At 62.7% G+C, this 19,763-nt stretch carries 20 protein-coding genes; 8 read left to right on the top strand and 12 right to left on the bottom strand.

Annotated features, from left to right (window positions below):
* Positions 1-310: 310 nt before the first annotated feature.
* Positions 311-1,282 carry an aldo/keto reductase gene (locus ACEN8U_RS25665; RefSeq protein ID WP_310112228.1) on the bottom strand — a complete coding sequence of 324 codons (972 nt, stop codon included), beginning with the start codon at positions 1,280-1,282 and terminating at the stop codon, positions 311-313.
* 243 nt (positions 1,283-1,525) lie between these two features.
* On the opposite strand from ACEN8U_RS25665, the gene ACEN8U_RS25660 reads away from it, so the two are divergent.
* On the top strand, positions 1,526-2,323 hold the full coding sequence (locus ACEN8U_RS25660; protein WP_013587820.1) for a 3-hydroxybutyrate dehydrogenase: 798 nt from the start codon (positions 1,526-1,528) through the stop codon (positions 2,321-2,323).
* Positions 2,324-2,333: 10 nt separating this feature from the next.
* Complete coding sequence (locus ACEN8U_RS25655; RefSeq protein ID WP_013587821.1) at positions 2,334-3,572, top strand: DUF3734 domain-containing protein; 1,239 nt, start codon at positions 2,334-2,336, stop codon at positions 3,570-3,572.
* A 107-nt stretch (positions 3,573-3,679) separates the two neighbouring features.
* Here the strand turns inward: ACEN8U_RS25655 and ACEN8U_RS25650 are convergent, their stop codons facing one another.
* Positions 3,680-4,879, bottom strand: a complete 1,200-nt coding sequence (locus tag ACEN8U_RS25650) for an amino acid aminotransferase (protein ID WP_310112231.1) — start codon at positions 4,877-4,879, stop codon at positions 3,680-3,682.
* 347 nt (positions 4,880-5,226) lie between these two features.
* On the opposite strand from ACEN8U_RS25650, the gene uvrB reads away from it, so the two are divergent.
* The 5 genes from uvrB (at position 5,227) to ACEN8U_RS25625 (ending at position 10,975) form a co-directional block, all read left to right on the top strand.
* Complete coding sequence (uvrB, locus tag ACEN8U_RS25645) at positions 5,227-7,320, top strand: excinuclease ABC subunit UvrB (protein WP_309583324.1); 2,094 nt, start codon at positions 5,227-5,229, stop codon at positions 7,318-7,320.
* 346 nt (positions 7,321-7,666) lie between these two features.
* A complete protein-coding gene (locus ACEN8U_RS25640) occupies positions 7,667-8,215 on the top strand; it encodes an iron transporter (RefSeq protein WP_310112236.1) in 549 nt (182 codons plus the stop codon).
* Between the two features lie 100 nt (positions 8,216-8,315).
* Positions 8,316-8,648 carry a cupredoxin domain-containing protein gene (locus tag ACEN8U_RS25635; protein ID WP_310112237.1) on the top strand — a complete coding sequence of 111 codons (333 nt, stop codon included), beginning with the start codon at positions 8,316-8,318 and terminating at the stop codon, positions 8,646-8,648.
* A 78-nt stretch (positions 8,649-8,726) separates the two neighbouring features.
* The gene (locus tag ACEN8U_RS25630) at positions 8,727-9,572 is read left to right on the top strand and encodes an FTR1 family iron permease (RefSeq protein ID WP_013587826.1); all 846 of its coding nucleotides are present in this window, start codon (positions 8,727-8,729) and stop codon (positions 9,570-9,572) included.
* Positions 9,569-10,975, top strand: a complete 1,407-nt coding sequence (locus ACEN8U_RS25625; RefSeq protein ID WP_310112240.1) for a 4Fe-4S binding protein — start codon at positions 9,569-9,571, stop codon at positions 10,973-10,975. Before ACEN8U_RS25630 ends, ACEN8U_RS25625 begins: the two co-directional genes overlap by 4 nt.
* 261 nt (positions 10,976-11,236) lie before the next feature.
* Here the strand turns inward: ACEN8U_RS25625 and hemP are convergent, their stop codons facing one another.
* From hemP to ACEN8U_RS25605, 4 genes are all read right to left on the bottom strand, one after another.
* The gene (gene hemP, locus ACEN8U_RS25620; protein ID WP_310112242.1) at positions 11,237-11,500 is read right to left on the bottom strand and encodes a hemin uptake protein HemP; all 264 of its coding nucleotides are present in this window, start codon (positions 11,498-11,500) and stop codon (positions 11,237-11,239) included.
* 242 nt (positions 11,501-11,742) lie between these two features.
* Positions 11,743-12,225 carry an SRPBCC family protein gene (locus ACEN8U_RS25615; protein ID WP_015002198.1) on the bottom strand — a complete coding sequence of 161 codons (483 nt, stop codon included), beginning with the start codon at positions 12,223-12,225 and terminating at the stop codon, positions 11,743-11,745.
* Between the two features lie 79 nt (positions 12,226-12,304).
* Complete coding sequence (locus ACEN8U_RS25610; protein ID WP_310112244.1) at positions 12,305-12,703, bottom strand: OsmC family protein; 399 nt, start codon at positions 12,701-12,703, stop codon at positions 12,305-12,307.
* A 275-nt stretch (positions 12,704-12,978) separates the two neighbouring features.
* Positions 12,979-13,857 (bottom strand): pirin family protein, encoded by an 879-nt coding sequence (locus ACEN8U_RS25605; protein ID WP_041745136.1) that lies wholly within the window; start codon positions 13,855-13,857, stop codon positions 12,979-12,981.
* A 121-nt stretch (positions 13,858-13,978) separates the two neighbouring features.
* Here ACEN8U_RS25605 and ACEN8U_RS25600 point away from each other — a divergent pair, with 121 nt between their 5' ends.
* Positions 13,979-14,965, top strand: coding sequence for a LysR family transcriptional regulator (locus ACEN8U_RS25600; RefSeq protein WP_310112245.1), 987 nt, complete (start codon positions 13,979-13,981; stop codon positions 14,963-14,965).
* Between the two features lie 394 nt (positions 14,966-15,359).
* Here ACEN8U_RS25600 and ACEN8U_RS25595 read toward each other — a convergent pair whose 3' ends face one another.
* From ACEN8U_RS25595 to bfr, 6 genes are all read right to left on the bottom strand, one after another.
* Complete coding sequence (locus ACEN8U_RS25595) at positions 15,360-15,779, bottom strand: ExbD/TolR family protein (protein ID WP_006051191.1); 420 nt, start codon at positions 15,777-15,779, stop codon at positions 15,360-15,362.
* 28 nt (positions 15,780-15,807) lie between these two features.
* The gene (locus ACEN8U_RS25590; protein WP_310112247.1) at positions 15,808-16,536 is read right to left on the bottom strand and encodes a MotA/TolQ/ExbB proton channel family protein; all 729 of its coding nucleotides are present in this window, start codon (positions 16,534-16,536) and stop codon (positions 15,808-15,810) included.
* A 27-nt stretch (positions 16,537-16,563) separates the two neighbouring features.
* Positions 16,564-17,310, bottom strand: a complete 747-nt coding sequence (locus tag ACEN8U_RS25585) for an energy transducer TonB (RefSeq protein ID WP_310112249.1) — start codon at positions 17,308-17,310, stop codon at positions 16,564-16,566.
* A gap of 272 nt (positions 17,311-17,582) precedes the next feature.
* Positions 17,583-17,822, bottom strand: a complete 240-nt coding sequence (locus ACEN8U_RS25580; RefSeq protein ID WP_310112251.1) for a bacterioferritin-associated ferredoxin — start codon at positions 17,820-17,822, stop codon at positions 17,583-17,585.
* A 217-nt stretch (positions 17,823-18,039) separates the two neighbouring features.
* Entirely contained in the window at positions 18,040-18,927 is an 888-nt protein-coding gene (gene murI, locus ACEN8U_RS25575; RefSeq protein ID WP_310112253.1) for a glutamate racemase, read from the bottom strand.
* Positions 18,928-19,125: 198 nt separating this feature from the next.
* Positions 19,126-19,605, bottom strand: a complete 480-nt coding sequence (bfr, locus tag ACEN8U_RS25570) for a bacterioferritin (protein WP_013587838.1) — start codon at positions 19,603-19,605, stop codon at positions 19,126-19,128.
* Between the last annotated feature and the right edge of the window lie 158 nt (positions 19,606-19,763).

The following is a 19,763-nucleotide window of genomic DNA, read 5'->3' as shown; positions in this document are numbered from 1 at the left end:
TGAGAAGACGCTGAAAGAGGGCGTGCCGTCCGGGCCCGAACCGGCGATGCGGATGCAATGCCGCTGCATGGCGGCACGAGCGCCGCAGCGGAGCGCGGTCGCGTATTGTACGCGACGTACACCGCGCGGGCGGCTGCGGCGTGCCATGACTAGCCGCGCGGCGGCCTTCGCGCCGGCTCGTTGCGTCGCGCCGTGATCCGCCACGCGGAAGCCTTCGCGCCATGTTCATGCGCCACGCGAGCGCGATTCCGACGCGGTCCCGCCGCGGGCGCGCGCGAAACGCAGCCCGCCGCAGTGCACTGCAGCCCGGTCAGTCGTACGTGTCGCCGATCATGCCTTCGATCTTCTCCTTGATCTCCGGCGTGATCCGATCGGCAACCTCGGCAGACTTCATGTTCTCGCCGATCTGCTCGACGCGCGACGCGCCCGTAATCACCGTGCTGACGTGCGGGTTCTTCAGAATCCATGCAATTGCAAGCTGGCCCACCGTGCAGCCGAGTTCGTCGGCCACTTCGCCGAGCTTGCCGACCACGTTGTTTTTGCTTTCATCGGTGACGTGCTTGCGCAGCCAGTCATAGCCTTGCAACTGCGCGCGGCTGCCCGCCGGCACGCCGTTGCGATATTTGCCGGTCAGGAGGCCCGATGCGAGCGGACTCCACGTAGTCAGCCCGAGACCGATATCCTCGTAGAGGCGCCGGTATTCCTGCTCCACGCGCTTGCGATGAAACAGGTTGTATTGCGGTTGCTCCATGACAGGCTTGTGCAGATGGTGGCGCTCTGCGATCTCGTAAGCCGCGCGGATTTCGTCAGCGCTCCATTCGGACGTGCCCCAGTACAGCGCCTTGCCGCGCGCAATCATGTCGCTCATGGCCCATACCGTTTCCTCGACGGGCGTGTTCGGGTCCGGACGATGACAGAACACCAGATCGACATAATCCAGTTGCAGACGTTTGAGCGATGAGTCGATTGCGTTCAGCAGATATTTGCGGTTCAGCGTGTGGTATTGATTGGGCGCCTCCTCGAGTCCCCAGAAAAACTTGGTGGACACGACGTAGCTCACGCGCGGCCACGCGAGTTCCTTGAGCGCCTGACCCATGATTTCTTCGGATTTGCCGCCGGCATAGACTTCCGCGTTGTCGAAGAAGTTGACGCCCGCGTCGCGCGCGGCCGCGAGCGATTCGCGCGCCGCGCGATGATCGACCTGATTGCCGTACGTCACCCACGAGCCGATGGACAATTCACTGACCTGCAGGCCGGAGCGGCCTAGACGCCGATATTTCATGCAATTCTCCTGAAAGTGAAGCGACCGGAACCCTGTCAGAACGCCTAGTTTAAATAGATAAGCCCCGGCGTGCTTTTTACCGATCCAACCCACACGGTTCATGCACAATAGCAGCATTGGCCGCAGTGCAACATTCGGCCGAACGGTATAGGACAGCGCCTAAGAGCGCCTATGCCATTCGGCCGACTTCACGCTGCGCGCGGCTCGTGGTCTCATTGCTCATCAACTGCATGGAGGTTCTGGATGTCGTCACTGAACACAAATCTGAATGGCAAGGTCGCGGTGGTTACCGGCGCCGCAAGCGGCATCGGCAAGCAGATTGCGTTGACCCTTTCGGCTGCAGGCGCGGCTGTCGCGATTGCCGACCTGAACCAGGACGGGGCGAACGCCGTCGCTGAAGAAATCACGAAGGGCGGCGGCAAGGCGATCGGCATCGCAATGGACGTCACCAACGAAGACGCGGTCAATCAGGGCATTGACAAAGTGGCGGCGGAGCTCGGTTCGGTCGACATTCTCATTTCCAATGCCGGCATTCAGATCGTCAATCCAATCGAAAACTATTCGTTTTCCGACTGGAAGAAGATGCAGGCGATTCACGTGGACGGCGCCTTCCTGACGACCAAGGCGGCGCTCAAGCACATGTACAAGGACGACCGCGGCGGCATCGTCATCTACATGGGCTCGGTTCACTCGCATGAGGCGTCGCCGCTCAAGTCGGCCTACGTGACGGCCAAGCATGCGCTGCTCGGGCTCGCGCGCGTGCTCGCCAAGGAAGGTGCGAAACACAATGTGCGTTCACATGTCGTCTGTCCCGGCTTCGTACGGACGCCGCTTGTCGACAAGCAGATTCCCGAGCAGGCGAAGGAACTGAACATCAGCGAAGAAGAAGTGGTCAAGCGGGTCATGCTGGGCGGCACCGTCGACGGCATTTTCACCACCGTGGAGGACGTCGCGCAAACGGTGCTGTTCCTGTCCACCTTCCCGACGGCGGCACTGACCGGCCAATCCTTCATTGTCAGTCACGGCTGGTACATGCAATAAGGAGGCGCGCATGGCGCAACGCAATCTCAAGCAGGCGCGCCTCGGTGCGCCGGGCAATGAGGAGGGCGCGGGCGCTGGCGCGACGCCCGCCACGGCGGCTGGCAGGCGCGTTCAATTGCCGGACTACGAAACGATCGCGCTCACGCTGCAGGGCGGCGGCGCGCTTGGCGCCTACCAGGCTGGCGTTTTTCAGGGGCTGCACGAGGCCGGCATCGAGCCGAACTGGCTGGCGGGCATTTCTATTGGCGCTCTGAATACAGCGATCATCGCGGGTAATCCGCCGGAACAGCGGGTAGAGCGGCTGCTGCAATTCTGGGAGACCATCTGCCAGCCGGCGTTTGGTCCGCCGCTGCCGGCGTTTATCGAGCACGCGTTCTTCAACTCCAGCGACGCCGTGCGCAAGGCTTTCACTGCAACCCAGGCGATCGGCGCGCTTGTCGAGGGGCAAAAGGGCTTCTTTGTGCCGCGCTTTCCGCCACCTTTGCCGACTGTGTCGGGGCCGCCGCAAGCCGCCAGTTACTACGACACGGCACCGCTCAAAGCGACATTGGAAAGGTTATGCGACTTCGACCGCATCAACTCGCGGGAGATGCGCGTATCGGTAGGCGCGGTCAATTGCGGCACGGGCAATTTCGCGTACTTCGACAATACGCATACCGCGCTGAGGCCCGAGCACTTCATGGCCTCCGGCGCATTGCCGCCGGGCTTTGCGGCGGTCGAAATCGACGGTCAGTATTACTGGGACGGCGGCTTGATGTCGAACACGCCGCTTTACGAGGTGGTGCAGACTACGCCGCGGCGCGATACGCTCGCGTTCCAGGTCGACCTGTGGAGCGCGATCGGGCCGGTGCCCGACAACATCACCGACGTGCAGGGGCGGATGAAAGATATTCAGTATTCAAGCCGCACGCGTCTCGTGACCGACATGCTACAACGCTCGCAACGTTTCCGGCACGTATTGCGCGAGGTATTGGACCGCGTATCGCCGGATGAGCGCGACGACCCATGGTGCCGGCTCGCCGAAGACCTGTCGTGCTCGAAGCGCTACAACGTGATTCATCTTATCTACCGGCAGAAGGAATACGAAGGGCACTACAAGGACTTCCAGTTCGGCCTGTCGACCATGCGCGAGCATTGGCAAAGCGGCCTGGATGACATTCGCCATTCGCTTGCCCAGCCCGATTGGCTTGCCATGCCGGACAACGACGCTGGCTTCGTCACACACGACATTCACCGCGACTCGCGCTGACAGCCGCCTGAGCGAATTCCGAGCCGCAAAGAGAAACGGCGCCCTCCACGGGGCGCCGTTTCTCCATCCAGCCTAAGCAAAGCGCCGTGAGCGCTTTGCAAAATGCTTTACTTCAACACATGTGCAATCGCGCTCGCGACCGCGTCGAGGTTGCGCGTGTTCAGCGCAGCCACGCAGATGCGGCCGGTGCTGACGGCATAAATGCCGAATTCTTCACGCAGACGGTCGACTTGCGGCGCCGTCAGGCCCGAGTACGAGAACATGCCGCGTTGTGCATTGACGAAGCTGAAGTCGCGGTCCACGCCGCTTGCCTTCAGACGTTCAACGAGACCGTTGCGCATTGCACGGATGCGGTCGCGCATTTCGGCCAGTTCCGTTTCCCACGTGGCGCGCAGTTCCGGCGAAGCGAGCACCGCGGCGACCACCGAGCCGCCATGCGTCGGCGGGTTGGAGTAGTTCGTGCGGATCACGCGCTTGAGTTGCGACAGGACGCGGGTCGCTTCTTCCTTGCTGCCGGTGATGATGGACAGCGCGCCGATACGCTCGCCATACAACGAGAACGACTTCGAGAACGACGACGAAACGAACACGTTCAGTTCCGAAGCGGCGAAGAGGCGCACGGCTGCGGCGTCTGCGTCAATGTTGTCGCCGAAACCCTGGTAGGCGATGTCGAGGAACGGCACCAGATTGCGCGCCTTGACGACTTCGACGATCTGCTTCCATTGGTCGACGCTGAGGTCCACGCCCGTCGGGTTATGGCAGCAGGCGTGCAGCACGACGATCGTGCCCGCCGCGTAGCTGTTGAGCGCGCTCAGCATGCCGTCGAAATTCACGCCGTGCGTCGACGCGTCGTAGTACGGGTAGGAGACCACCTCGAAGCCCGCGGCTTCGAACAGCGCACGGTGGTTTTCCCAGCTCGGGTCGCTGATGGCGACCTTGGCGTTCGGCTCCAGGCGCTTCAGGAAGTCGGCGCCGATCTTCAGCGCGCCCGTACCGCCCAGTGCTTGCGCCGTCACGACGCGGCCTGCGGCGATCAGCGGCGAATCGTTGCCAAGCAGCAGCTTTTGCACGGCCGCGTCATAGGCGGCGATCCCTTCGATCGGCAGATAGCCGCGCGGCAGCGCCGCTTCGACACGCGCCTTTTCCGCGTCGCGCACGGCGCGCAGCAGCGGAATCTTGCCTTCTTCATTGAAATACACGCCAACGCCGAGATTGACCTTGGTGGGGCGCGTGTCGGCGTTGAAGGCTTCGTTCAGGCCCAGAATCGGGTCGCGGGGAGCAAGTTCGACGGCGGAGAACAGAGACATGGTGGGTGGCCAGCAGTAGTAAAAAGAGGGCGGCTACGAGCTTGCGCGACCGTGCCGGCTGCGTTTATGCAAAACGCAAGCGCCGGATGACGCAAAACGCGGACAGCTGCAAGCGAGCGCAACTTCGCATTGTAACGAATCTGCGACCGTTTTTAGGACGATAACGTCCATCTGGGGGACTTATTTGCTTGAAAAACAGGCAGCGCGTCGCTAAATGGCTAAGGACCGGCGTGTGGGACCGGCGGGTGCGCCGCTGCGATCCTACGCGGATCCGTTCAGTCCGTCCCCCGATCCGACTTTGCCCAACCCGTTAGAATAGTTTTTTGCCCAAGGCCGCTGCCGCCCCCATGTCCGAACAACATCTGACAGAAGCCGAAGATGCGCTCGACGAATCCAAATTCGTCCGCTTCGAAGGCTCGCCGTTCCAGCTTTATCAGCCGTATCCGCCCGCCGGCGACCAGCCGACGGCGATCGAAACGCTCGTCGAAGGCGTCGAGGACGGTCTCTCGTTCCAGACGCTCCTCGGCGTCACCGGTTCGGGCAAGACCTTCACGATGGCCAACACCATCGCGCGGCTCGGCCGCCCGGCTATCGTGTTTGCGCCGAACAAGACGCTCGCGGCGCAGCTCTACTCGGAGTTCCGCGAATTCTTTCCGCGCAACGCGGTCGAGTACTTCGTTTCGTACTACGACTACTATCAGCCGGAAGCGTATGTGCCGCAGCGCGACCTTTTCATCGAGAAGGACTCGTCGATCAACGAGCACATCGAGCAGATGCGTCTGTCGGCCACCAAAAGCCTGATGGAGCGGCGCGACGTGGTGATCGTCGCGACCGTGTCGGCCATTTACGGTATCGGCAATCCGTCCGAATACCACCAGATGATCCTGACGCTGCGCACCGGCGACAAGCTCGGCCAGCGCGACATCATCGCGCGGCTGATCGCGATGCAGTACAACCGCAACGAAGCGGACTTCCAGCGCGGCTCGTTCCGCGTGCGCGGCGACACGATCGACATTTTTCCCGCCGAGCATGCGGAAATGGCGGTGCGGGTCGAATTGTTCGACGACGAAGTCGAAACCCTTCAACTTTTCGATCCGCTCACCGGACGCGTGCGTCAGAAAATTCCGCGTTTCACGGTCTATCCGTCATCGCATTACGTGACGCCGCGCGACACCGTCGTGCGGGCGGTGGAGACCATCAAGGCCGAGTTGCGCGAGCGGCTGGAATTTTTCTACAGCGAGGGCAAGCTGGTCGAGGCGCAGCGGCTCGAGCAGCGCACCCGTTTCGATCTCGAGATGCTGCAGGAACTCGGTTTCTGCAAGGGCATTGAAAACTACTCGCGGCACTTTTCCGGCGCGGCACCCGGCGAGCCGCCGCCTACGCTCGTCGACTATTTGCCGTCCGACGCGATCATGCTGCTCGACGAGTCGCACGTGCTGATCGGCCAGTTGAACGGCATGTACAACGGCGACCGCGCGCGCAAGGAAAATCTGGTCGACTACGGCTTCCGTTTGCCGTCTGCGCTGGACAACCGGCCGCTGAAATTTAACGAGTTCGAGCGGAAGATGCGTCAGGTCGTGTTCGTGTCGGCAACGCCGGCGGACTACGAAAAGAAGACCTCGGGGCAGGTGGCCGAGCAGCTCGTTCGTCCGACGGGACTCGTCGATCCGGAAATCGAGGTGCGCCCCGCGCGCACCCAGGTGGACGACGTGCTCGCCGAGATCAACGAGCGCGTCGCGGCGGGCGACCGCGTGCTGGTTACGGTGCTGACGAAGCGCATGGCAGAGCAATTGACGGAGTTTCTGGCCGACCACGGCATCAAGGTGCGCTACCTGCATAGCGACATCGATACGGTTGAGCGCGTCGAGATCATCCGCGACCTGCGGCTCGGCACATTTGACGTGCTCGTCGGGATCAATCTGCTGCGTGAGGGGCTGGATATTCCCGAAGTGTCGCTTGTCGCCATTCTCGACGCGGACAAGGAAGGCTTCCTGCGCGCCGAGCGCTCGCTGATCCAGACCATCGGCCGGGCGGCGCGTAACGTGAACGGCAAGGCGATTCTGTATGCGGACAAGGTGACGGATTCGATGCGCCGTGCCATCGACGAAACCGAGCGGCGGCGCGCGAAGCAGATTGCCTTCAACCTTGAACACGGCATTACGCCGCGCGGGGTGGTCAAGCGCATCCGCGACATTATCGACGGCGTGTACAACGTCGACGACGCGCGTGCAGAATTGAAGGAACAACAAACGCGCGCGAAATTCGAGGACATGTCCGAAAAGCAGCTTGCCAAGGAGCTGAAGCGGCTCGAAAAGCAGATGATGGAGCATGCGAAGAACCTCGAATTCGAGAAGGCCGCCCAGACGCGCGACCAGCTCGCGTTGCTGCGCCAGCGCGTGTTCGGGGCGAACGTCGGCGATCATGTGTCGGGCGTTGAATAGGCGGCCAGAAGGCGCGGCAATCCGCCGCGCCTTCCTGGCCTTTATTTCTGAGCGCCTCAACAGCCGCCGCAACACCCGGAGCAACACCCGCACCAACACCCACCCCAACAGCCGCCTCGTCACCCCATTCCTCACCCGCACCCCGTTCCTTAAGACACCCTTAAGACCCTGTTGCCATAAGGCCTGGCATGCGTTCGTATTTGTTCCGGCCGACGAACAATGATAAACTCGCCCAATATTGAGAATGGTTCGCATTAACGTTCAACTATGCGATCTGCTTCGGCTTGTCGCCTGGCACACTGTTCCAATCGAACCGAATCGAGTCAGATAAAAACAAGGAGTTTCAATGCGGATTTCTTCATTCGTGCGTGGCGGCATCGCCGCGGCGGCTGCGGTTGCGGCGCTCTCGGCAACGGCCGCGGAATACCCGATCGGCAAGCAGCAGATTCAGGGCGGCATGGAAATCGGCGCGGTGTATCTGCAGCCGATCACGATGGAGCCGGAAGGCATGATGCGCAAGGCGTCGGACTCGGACATCCATCTGGAAGCGGACATCCACGCAGTCAAGAACAATCCGACCGGTTTCGCGGAAGGCGACTGGATGCCGTATCTGCAAGTGCGCTACGAGCTCACGAAAGCCGGTTCGAAAGACGCGCAAAAGGGCGACTTGATGGCGATGGTCGCGAACGACGGTCCGCACTATGGCGACAACGTCAAGCTGCAAGGCCCGGGCAAGTATCACCTGAAGCTGATCGTCGAACCGCCGATGCAAACCGGCCACATGGCCTTCGGCCGTCACGTCGACAAGGAAACCGGCGTGGGTCCGTGGTTCAAGCCGATCACGCTCGAATACGACTTCACGTTCGCCGGCATCGGCAAGAAGGGCGGGTACTGATCTCCGCGACTGCGCCGCGACCTGCGGCAGAGGAGCAACTGAGTGAATGAAGCAGGCGGCGCGAACTTTATCCTTCGCGCCGCGTTTTCCGGAAACGCCAATGAGAATCAACCGAAAGATCGTGGTCCTCGCGTCGTCGATTGTGCTGGCGGGCGCGGCGCATGCAGCCGATCTGCCGACGTTCAAGCTAGAAATGAACGACGGCAAGCTGACGCCGACGCGCATCGAAGTGCCGGCCGGGCAGCGCATCAAGATCGAGGTGCGCAACACCGGCAAGGGCGCGGCCGAGTTTGAAAGCGTGCAGTTGCGCAAGGAAAAGGTTCTTGCGCCAGGCGCGGACTCGTTCGTGGTGATCGCTCCGCTTTCGCCGGGCGAATACAAGTTCTTCGACGATTTCCACCAGCAGGCGCAAGGCGTGATCGTCGCGAAATAGCAGGTATGCGAGGCGGCGCGGGGCCTTGGGCCCGCCGGCGCCGCGCGGCAGCAGTAGCAGAGCAGAAGGGAGTGCTTGATGGGTCAGATTCTATTCATCGTGTGGCGGGAAAGTGTCGAGGCGTTGCTGGTCGTCGGCATCCTGTACGCATGGCTGAAAAATGGCGACGACGATGCGCGCCGCGGTTTGCCGTATCTGTGGGGCGGCGTCGCCGCCGGCCTCATCGCGGCGGTGGCGCTCGGCGCGGCGCTCGTCGGCTTCACGGAAGTGCTCTCCGGCGACGCGCAAGATTACTTCCAGACCGCGATGGTGCTGGTGGCCTGCGTGCTGATCGTGCAAATGGTGCTGTGGATGAAGCAGCACGGCCGCTCGCTCAAACGCGACATGGAACGCTCGCTGCAGCAAAGCCAGCGCGACTCGAACTGGTGGGGCGTGGCGCTGCTCGTCGCACTCGCCATCGCGCGTGAAGGCAGCGAGACGGTGATCTTCCTGTACGGCCTCGGGTTCGGCCAGTCGGGGCACGTGGACAGCGCCCAGATGCTGGCCGTCGTGATCGGCCTCGCGCTCGCGCTCCTCACGTTCTACGTGCTGCAGCTCGGCGGCAAGTTCTTCTCGTGGCGGCTCTTTTTCCGCATCACCGAAATCATGTTGCTGTTCCTCGGCGCGGGTCTGTTCCAGACCGGCGTCGACAAGCTGATCGACAAGGAATTCCTGCCGACGCTCGTCGATCAGCTGTGGAATACGTCGGCGATCCTCGACGATTCGAGCACGTTCGGCTCGCTCGTCGCGACGCTCACCGGCTACCGCGCGCATCCCGCGCTGATGAACCTGCTGGCCTACGCGGTGTATTGGGCGGTCGTCTATCTGCTGCTGCGGCGCGCGAACCGCAAGCCGGCGCAACAGGCGGCAGGGCGCGCAGCATGAGTACAGTGATGACCCGTCCGGGGCGTCTCGCCGCGGCCGGGCAGTGGATGCAGCGGCACGGTTCGGTGATCCGCGGCATCCAGTGGGTCGTGGTCGCGGTGTACGCGCTGCTGATCATCGTGCCGGCGGTGATGCCGCTGCCGGACGACAGCGCGCATTTGTGGAACAACCTGACGCTTGCCGCGCAGTTCGTGTTCTGGGGCATCTGGTGGCCGTTCGTGCTGCTCTCGATGGTGATGCTCGGCCGCGTGTGGTGCGGCGTCCTGTGTCCCGAAGGCGCGCTCGCCGAATTCGCCAGCAAGCACGGCCGCGGCAAGGCGATCCCGCACTGGATGCGCTGGGGCGGCTGGCCGTTCGTCGCGTTCGGCATCACGACTATCTACGGTCAGATGGTGAGCGTGTACCAGTATCCGAAAGCGGTGCTGCTCGTGCTCGGCGGCTCGACCGTGGCGGCGATCGTGATCGGTCTGCTTTACGGGCGCGAGAAGCGCGTCTGGTGCAAGTACCTGTGCCCCGTGAACGGGGTGTTTTCGCTTCTGGCGCGCCTCGCGCCGTTCCACTACAAAGTCGACGAAGACGCGTGGCGCCGTTCGTACAAGAACGGCGAGCACGGCCATCGCGTGATTCCGATCAATTGCGCGCCGCTCGTGCCCTTGCGCAACATGAAAGGCGCGTCCGACTGCCATATGTGCGGCCGTTGCAGCGGCCACCGCGACGCGATTGCGCTGACGTGGCGCGCGCCGTCGTCGGAAGTCGTGGAGCTCGGCGACAAGCACGCGAGCGCATGGGACACCGCGCTCATCCTGTACGGCCTGCTCGGCATTGCGATCGGCGCGTTCCATTGGACCGCATCGCGCTGGTTCATCGACCTGAAGATGTTCTTCGCGACGTGGCTGGTCGACCACGACGTCACCTGGCCGCTACAGACCAATGCGCCGTGGTTCCTGTTCACGCATTACCCGGAACAGAACGACGTGTTCTCGTGGCTCGACGGCACCATGGTGATCGGCTACATCCTCGCGACGGCGCTCGTCTACGGCACTGTGCTGCTCCTGCTGCTGATGGGCGCGACGCGCATGCTGGGGCGGTTGAGCAGCGTGCGCCTGCATCATCTGACGCAAGCGCTGATTCCGCTTGCCGGCGCGGGCGTGTTCCTCGGCTTGTCGGCGACCACGCTGTCGCTGCTGCGGGCCGAGCATGTGCCGTTGTGGTGGGCGTCGGACGTGCGCATTGGCATTCTGGCGATTGCGAATCTGTGGAGCGCATGGCTTCTCTGGCTCGTCACGCGACGCTACAGCGAGCGCTTCGTGCGACGCGGCCTCGCGATGCTCTGGTTCGCCGCGGCCCTCGCGGTGGTCGACAGCGCGTGGTGGCTGATGTTCTGGGGCTGGGCGCCGAAGTAAAGGCGCGAATCGCGAATTCTTTCGCCGCAAAAACAGAAGCCGTGGAGATGACATCCTCCACGGCTTTTTCATTGGCATGACGGCACACGGGGTTTCGCGTGGCGCATCGGCGGGAACCAAAAAAGCGGCCTGGCTGGCTGCGACGGCTGGCTTGGTGTCTGCACGAAGGGGTCTAGTTCTCGCGTGCAAGCCGTCGTGGCTGGCTAATGCCTAACACCTCTCAAGGGAGGTGGTCCCCACAATACCCGGTACTCCAGTTCGTTACTTCGTCAGGATCAGCTTGCCGAGACGCGTGGCGCGTAGCTGATACGTCTCGCCGTTGTGCACGATGCTGACGTGGCTATGGCCTTGCAGCAAAGTCTCGCTGCGCACCACCCGCCCGGCCGACTCCGCGGACCCGGTCGCACGGCTCACAGCAGGCTTTGCGGCGGGGGCGGCCGTGGCCGTCACCGTTTTCGGACGGCTGGTCAATGCCGCGGCCGGGCGGCGCAGGCTGAGCGTGGAAGTGCGAGTGGTATCTGTCATGCGGCTTGGCTGTTGCTTGATTCGATGGATGAATTCTAAATGATAACCATTCCTATTTACAAGGGGAGGAAATTCATCGGATCAAACTTTCGATAGCCTCACAAGCCAAGGAGCGCGAGGAACGCGAGGACCAACGGCGCCGCGCAGCGAACGGATGACAGCGGCGCATTGCACGCGCGAGCACCGGGCTAGCGCCACCTATTTGAACTTGGGGAGGCGGCGCGGGACATCGACTGCAACACTCAGTGCAGCGAACCGGGCTCCTGCTTTGCCTGCACATACTGACGGATCAGGCGCACGGTATCGATGTCGTTCTCGCGATACGCGGACTTCACGATCTCCTGCGTCTGCACCGCGTCCTGGTCGTTGGAAACCGGCAGCGTGGTCGCGTATTCGAAGCGCAGGAACAGCTGCAATTCGTCCGGCTGCTCGATAGTCATGGTCAGCGAGCCGCCGACGTAATCCGCCGTCGGCAGGATGTCGTAGCGCACGCTTTGGCTTTCGTGCAGCGTGACGCGGTCGCGGACCGTGGCCTGACCGTAATGCAGTTCGCGCTCGAGCGTATTGCCCTCGCGCGAAAGGATGGTGCAACTGTCGAGCCCCATCACGAACAGTTGCGGCTGCTCGGCGCGCAGCACGAGCCCTTCCCACAACTGCTCGCGGGTCATCGAGTCGACGAAGGGATTCAACGGGTCGTTGATCTGGATAAGGTGTTCGAAATTCAAGGCGACAGCATCCTATGAAAGCGTTGCAAGCGTGATGGCGACCCGCTCAGTTTCGCGCGCCTCGCCCGTCGGGCGCAAGTCAGACGGCGGTCAAGCCGGAGCGAATGGCGATCGAGCGCGTAAGGATCTTGTGAACTGGGCACGCATTCGCAATTTGCAAGAGCCGTTCCCGTTGCTCGTCGGACAGCTCGCCGTGCAGTGTGATCTTGCGGTCGATGGTCGAGCCTTCTTCGCCGGTTTCGATGTTCAGCGTGACGTCCACTTCATCGAGCGGCCAGCCTTTGCGCTGTGCGTACATTTTCAGCGTAACCGACGTGCAGGCGCCGAGGCTCGACAGCAGCAACGAGACCGGCGTGGGACCGCGATCGCCGCCGCCGAGCGATTCAGGTTCGTCGGCGAGCCAGGTGTGCTTGCCGTCGTCGAAATGGACCTGGTAATTCGTCGAACCGATATGGGCGGTGACGGTGGCTTCTGCCATGCGCGCTCCTTGAGCAGGGACGGAAATTGCCGCGCAGCGGCTCTGCAGCAATGAAGCTTGAAAGAGGGGCGCGCGGCGGGAATCGCTATTGTGAACGAAGTCGGCGGCGTTTGTGTCCGGCGGCGCGGCGCGCGTAATGGCCACGGCACGGCTGGAGTCGCGTGCCGCTTATTGTCATGCGCGCGAGTGACGGCAGCGAGCGGCGATTCGCGACTCGCGAGCGGCTATCCGCCGCCCGCCCGTCGCACGCGCGAGTGCTTTCCCCACACGCCCATTCAATGCGTGATCGCGCCCATGCGGCCGGCCTGATAATCGACGACCGCCTGGCGGATTTCGTCCTCGGTATTCATGACGAACGGGCCGTAGCGCACCACGGGCTCCTTCAAGGGCACGCCGCCAAGCAGCAAGACCTCGAGCGGCTCCTCGCCGGCTGCGAGCGTGACCGCGTCGCCGTCATTCCGAAACACGACCATCTTGCGCGCGTCGATCTCCTGACGCGCGTCGCCTTCACCATAAAAGCCCTTGCCCGAGAGCCCATACGCGAACACACGATAGTCCGCGGGCACCGGCTGGCGGATCGTTGCGCCGGGCTGCAGCGAAAAATGCTGATACAGAATCGGCGTGCGCGTTTCCACCGCGGCTTTTACGCCGAGCGCCTCGCCGGCGATCACCTTCACGCGCACTTTGCCGTCCGCCGACGTCGCCAGCGGAATCTTCGCCGACGGCACTTCCTGGTAACGCGGCGCGATCATCTTGTCGCGGCGCGGCAGATTCACCCACACCTGCAAGCCGTGCACGCGTCCGCCCGTCCGCACGAACGACGGGTCGGGCATTTCGCTGTGCACGACGCCCGCGCCGGCCGTCATCCATTGCACATCGCCCGCGTGCAGCGTGCCGGAGTGGCCGGCGGAGTCCTTGTGGCCGAACTGCCCCTCGAGCACATAGGTCACGGTCTCGAAACCGCGATGCGGATGGTCCGGCGCGCCCTTGGCCTCGCCGGGCGCGTAGTCGACCGGTCCCATTTCGTCGAGCAGCAGAAACGGATCGAAGTCCATCAGCATGCGCGTGGGAAACGGGCGGTGGACGACGAAGCCGCCGCCTTCAATCGTGCGAACGGCGGGATACGTGCGTTCGATCGTGCGTGTCGCGGTCATCAATATCACCTCTAAAATTCGGGAATAGCGTTATTTTTGAAACATGGAGCTATTATAGGGACCGTTTTTCGGGGTGCCAGCCGCCATCACGCAATGGATTGTTCTATTACTGGAACGATGAATGAAGATCGATTCACACAACCTGAATGACCTGATGTATTTCTCGCAGGTCGTCGAACATGGCGGTTTCTCCGCCGCCGAGCGCGTGCTGGGTATTTCCAAGTCGCGTCTGTCGCGGCGCCTGACCGAACTCGAGGCGTCGCTCGGCGTGCGGCTGCTGCAGCGCTCCACGCGCAAGCTCGCGCTCACGGAAGCCGGCCAGCTGTTCTACCAGCACTGCCAGGCGATGCTCGACGAGGCACAGGCGGCCGTCAACGTCGTACAGCAGCTGCGCTCGTCACCACGCGGCACCGTGCGCGTGAGCGTGCCCGTCACGATCTCGCAGACCATTCTGTCGACGATCCTGCCGGAATTCATGCACCGCTATCCGGAAGTGCGGGTCGTCATGCGGGTGACGAATCGGGTGGTCGATCTGTTCGAAGATTCGATCGACGTCGCCTTGCGCGTGCGCTCGGATCCGCCGGAAAACGCCAACATTGTCGTGCGCCCGCTGTGGCGCACGCAGCAGATGCTGGTGGGCGCGCCGAGTCTGTTGCAGCAGAATGCGCCGCCGTTGCAGCCAAACGACCTGTCGCGCTTCGAAACGCTCGATGTCCCGACGAGCGACGGCCGCCACGTCTACAACCTGATTGCGCCCGACGGCAGCCGTCACGCGCACGAGCACGAACCGCGTCTCGTGACCGCGGATCTCTCGACGATTCGCGAAGCGGTACTCGCAGGCGTCGGCATCGCCGCCTTGCCGGAGATGATGTACGGCGCCGCCTTGCGCGCGGGGCAGTTGTCGCCCGTCATGCCCGGCTGGACCTTTCCGGCGCCGCAGTTGTACGCCGTCTTCGTGTCGCGGCAGGGCATGGTGCCGGCCGTGCGCGCGTTCGTCGACTATCTGGTGGAGATGCTCGATCCCAATGAAGGTAAGCACATCATGCGCGAATGCCCGCTGCACGCCGAATCGGCGGTCTCGCGAACCTCAGTGGCAATCGCTTCCTAGCAGATCGCGCGCGTTGCGGCATCGCTTTTAGCATTGAAGCGCGGCCTGTCATGAGTACTTTCAATGAGCGTTTGCTTGAATGCGCGAGCTCGCGGCGCTATATTGAAATCCCTTCGCTAAGGAGTCTCTTATGCGAAAACTCATGGCCGCTATCATAGCGAGCCTGATAGGGCTGACCGCGCTGTCCGTGTCGAGCACGGCTGTCGCATGCGGTGATCCGAGCCAGCAGTCTTCGACCGATGGCAAATGATCCCGCCGCCCGAAGGCGCCGAGCGCGCACAAAAAAAGGCCTTCATCTGACGATGAAGGCCTTTTACTTTTCAGCCCCTGTTTCAAGGGCTTTTCGTCATTTCATGAAGCGGCGCGGCCCGCACTGGCGACCGCCGCGAAACACTCACTTGCCTTTTGGCTGCGTGACGAACCCGATCTTCGTCAGACCGCCTGCCTGCGCCGCCGACATGACTTGCGCGACTTTTTCGTAAGGCACTTTGCGGTCCGCGTCGAGGTGCAGCTCGGGTTGCGGATTCGCCTGCGCGGCCTCTGCAATTTTCGCGCTCAACTGCGCTTCGTCGACTTTCTTGTCGTTCCACAGCACGTTGCCGTCGGCGTCGACCGCGACGGTCACCTGCGCGGGCTTCGTGTCTTCCTTCTGACTGCTTGCATGCGGCAGATCGATTTTCACCGCGTGGCGGATGACGGGAATCGTCACCATGAAAACGATCAGGAGAACCAACATGACGTCGACGAGCGGCGTCATGTTGATTTCGTTCATCAGGCCGTCGTCATCGTCGCCGGCGAAGGGGCTCATTGCCATCTCTGTGCCTCGTCGTTCAGTGGGCGCTTCAGTTGGCGCGCGTGGCGAGACGCAGCCCGTCGCGCTTGGTGGAGGACAGGCGCGCGCCCGTCACGAAGAATGCGTGCAGGCCATGCGCGAAGCGGCTCAGCTTGGCGACGATCGCCTTGTTAGCACGCGTGAGAGCGTTATAGCCGAGCACGGCCGGAATCGCAACGAAGAGACCGAATGCGGTCATGATGAGCGCTTCGCCGACAGGACCCGCCACCTGATCGATCGACGACTGGCCGCTCGCGCCGATGGCAAGCAGCGCGTGATAAATGCCCCACACGGTGCCGAACAGACCGACGAAAGGCGCGGTGCTGCCGATCGAAGCGAGAATCGCCAGACCGCTTTGCATGCGCGCGACGCTTTCGTCCATGGTGTCCTTCAGGCAGCGCGTGACCCAGTCGGACACATCCATGCGATCGTGCAGGTGCGGCTGCGTCTGGTGATGATGATCGGCCGCTTCCTGACCCGACAGCGCAAGCGCGAGGAACGGGTTGTCCTGCGGCGTGGATGAGCCGGCGCCGAGTTTCTTGACGCCGTCGGCGAGGTCGTCCGAATGCCAGAACGCCTGTTCCGCATTTTTCGTCAGGCGGTTCAGGCGCATCACGTTCCAGCCCTTGATGACGATCACGCTCCACGACATCACCGACATCACCAGCAAGGCGAGCGCGATGCCGCGCGTGACGAAATCCCCTTGCGCCCACACGTGCGCCAATCCGTAGTTTTGCATTGCCATTCCTTTATTTTGAAATCCGCTTCAATCTTCCAGATTGAAGTTGTAAGGCTGAGTGTAGGCGGCCCGCACAGGCTGGCCGTCTTCGAGATAGGGCTTGCACGCGCTCGCATGCGCGGCGGCGAGCGCGGCGTCGTCGAGACGGCTGAAGCCGCTGCTCTTCTTCAATTCAATGTTCTCGAGCTTGCCGGTGAGACCGACCACGAACTTCACGTACGCGGTGCCGGTTTCTCCGCGACGGCGCGACAGCGCCGGGTAGTCGGGCTTCGCGATGTTGCAGTCGAGGTGCGAGACGTTTTTCGGCGCGGCGATGTCCATCGTCTGGCGGCCGATGGCGGGCGCGGCCGGCGCCGCGGGCGGCGTCGCCGGAGCGGGCGGCGCGGTCGGTGTCGGCGGAGCCGGTTGCGCGGCCGCGACGGGTGCAGGCGACGGCGCAGGCGCCTCGCGCAACGGAGCAGGAGCGGGCTTTTGCGCCGGCTTCGGCTGCACCTTCGGCTTGCTGCGAACCGGCGGCGCGGGCGCGGGCGTGGGCGGCGGCGCGACCGACTGCACCGCGGCCGGCGCGGCAAGAGGCGCGGGCGGCAGCAATTGAGCGGTCATCACGCGCGACTCGAGCGCCGGCTGCCCCGGCTCATGGCGCAGCGTCAGGATCACGGTGAGCAACGCGACGTGAACCGCCGCAACCAGGGCGGTTGCAGTCAGCACGCGGGGATTCATTCGAGCGGACGAAGCCGGCGCGGCGCCGGCTGAAACGGTATGCGAAGCCTGCATGTTAGCGTGGCAGCGCGCTGTCGATGCAGCATGCGCGACAAAACATGGTCATGTTCGGAAGATCAGCAGCGAGATACACAAGGTGGTCACGAAACCAATCAGCAATTCCATCTGAATTCCTTTGACGGACGAGCGGTAGCTGGCTGGGAGCGAACTGGCTTGCTGACGGCAGTGGATTAACTCACTGGCGGTGGCTCAGCCAGCAAGGCGGGGAGCGGGAAGCGGCGCTGCAGGCGGATCATGCGGCCTTGGGCCGCATGCCGGAGCCTCGCTTAAGCCGCTTTGCGTTCGTAAAACGTCACCGGCATAGCCGTGGGCTGCTGATGCTCGAAGCCGCAGCGGCTTGCGCATACGCCGCTTTGCATCATCACGTCGCGCACCGAGTCCGCGCATTTGCCGCAGCAGGTGGCTACGCCGAGTTCGAACTGCAACTCGTCGAACGAGTCGACGCCTTCCGCGATCGAGGCACGGATCTTTCGGTCAGACACAGACTTGCAGACACAGACAATCATGGTGAGGCGTCATAGCTAACGTTAATGCGAATTATTATCATTTTGTTTGAGCCGTTTGGCAAGCGCCAGGGACGGATTTTTGTAACAAAACCAGACCCTTAGAAGGGTTTCGGCAACTGAGCGGCGCCCCCGGCCGGGCGATGTGCAGCGCCGGCGAAGTGGTGAAACGGCATGAAACCGGGCGAAAACTCGTCCGGAAAACGCGTCGCAGAGGCGCTCAGACGGGCTGCGAGGCCAGCGCCGCGGTGCGGCGCGAAGGAATCAGCACGCGTTCGACATGCGCGTCGATGTTGAGCAGCGTCGCGACAAGTTGCCGCAGATGCGTACCGTTGTCGGTGGAATAGAAGCGGGGCAGCGGGGCGCCCGCCGCTTGCGGTGCCGCGCGCATGCCGTGCTGCTCGAGTACGCGCTCGAGCTGACGGGCAATGGCCACGCTCGTGTCGACGAGCGCCATCCGGTCGCCGACGATGTCGCGGATCGCCGCGTCGAGAAACGGATAATGCGTGCAGCCGAGCACGAGGGTATCGGCGCCGGCCTCGAGCATGGGCTGAAGATAGCTGGCGAGCAACGCGCGCAGCTCCGCCGAACCGACGTCACAGCGCTCGACCGCCTGCACGAGCCCGTGACCGGGCTGGCAGATAAAGCGGCAATCGGCAGCGTAGCGCTCGAGCAGTGCCTGGAAGCGGGCGCTGCGCAGCGTGACCTGGGTGGCCAGCACGCCGGCCACTCGGGTTCTGGACCGCAGGGCGGCCGGCTTGATACCCGGCTCGACGCCGACGAGCGGAATGGGCAGCTTTTCGCGGACGAGCGCGATGGATTGCGCCGTCGCCGTATTGCAGGCCACGACGAGCGCTTTGGCGCCCTGCTTGACAAGCCACTCGCCGATGGCGAGCGTGCGGTCGGCGATGAAATCGTCGTCGCGCTCCCCGTACGGCGCGTACAGCGAATCGGCGACGTACAGCAGCGCCTCGTCTTGCGACTGCGCCCGAACCGCTCGCAACACCGACAAGCCGCCTAGACCCGAGTCGAAAATGCCGACCGGCGCGCGCGAAGCGGCGCCGGGAGAAGCGATTGATGCATTCGGAGTCGATGATTCTGCGGGCATAGGCGAGGGAGGCACTGCGGCGCGCGTTCAGGCAAATCGTGGCAGGTCGGGTGTATCTGGGGGAAATCGTGACGAGCGAAGCCCGCAAGTATATCGTCACCCCGTCGCCAACCCGTCGGCACCAAGTCGCCAGCGCGGCGCATGCTATCCCGCAAGAGGAGCATCATGCGCCGGCGCGGGCATTGGCCGGCTATCCGTTCAGGACTCCACCGAGCCCATGGCGCTTTGCTGGTAGTTCTGAATGCCGACCTTGTCGATCAGGTCGAGTTGCGTTTCGAGCCAGTCGATATGTTCTTCGGTGTCGTCGAGAATCTTCACGAAGATTTCACGCGAGATGAAATCGCGCACCGACTCGCAATAGGCAATGGCTTCCTTGCAGGTGCTTTGCGAAATCTGCTCCAGCTTCAGATCACATTCGAGAATCTCTTTGGTTTCCTCGCCGATCAGAAGCTTATGCAGGTCTTGCAGATTCGGCAGACCGTCAAGCATGAAAACCCGTTCGATCAGCCAGTCGGCGTGCTTCATTTCGCCGATCGACTCGTCATATTCATGCTTGCCGAGTTTCTCGAGACCCCAGTGCTTGTACATCCGCGCATGCAGGAAATACTGATTGATCGCGGTCAGTTCGTTCTTCAACTGCGCGTTGAGATACTCGATAACTTTCTTGTCGCCTTGCATGATCTTTCCTTTTTGGGAACTTCAATTTTTCAACAACAATAAACGCCATACCTGAAAAAGCCAAGCGGACAGAACATCTTTTGACGTCGTTCCGGGCGTTGCACGCCATGCGTGCCGTTCCATGAAAAAAGCCGGGACCGCGGCCCCGGCTTGTCATG

The organism is Paraburkholderia phenoliruptrix, assembly GCF_047325075.1.
Taxonomy (GTDB): domain Bacteria; phylum Pseudomonadota; class Gammaproteobacteria; order Burkholderiales; family Burkholderiaceae; genus Paraburkholderia; species Paraburkholderia phenoliruptrix.
Note: the sequence above shows the minus strand (reverse complement) of the source record. Positions and strands in the feature narration are given on the sequence as shown.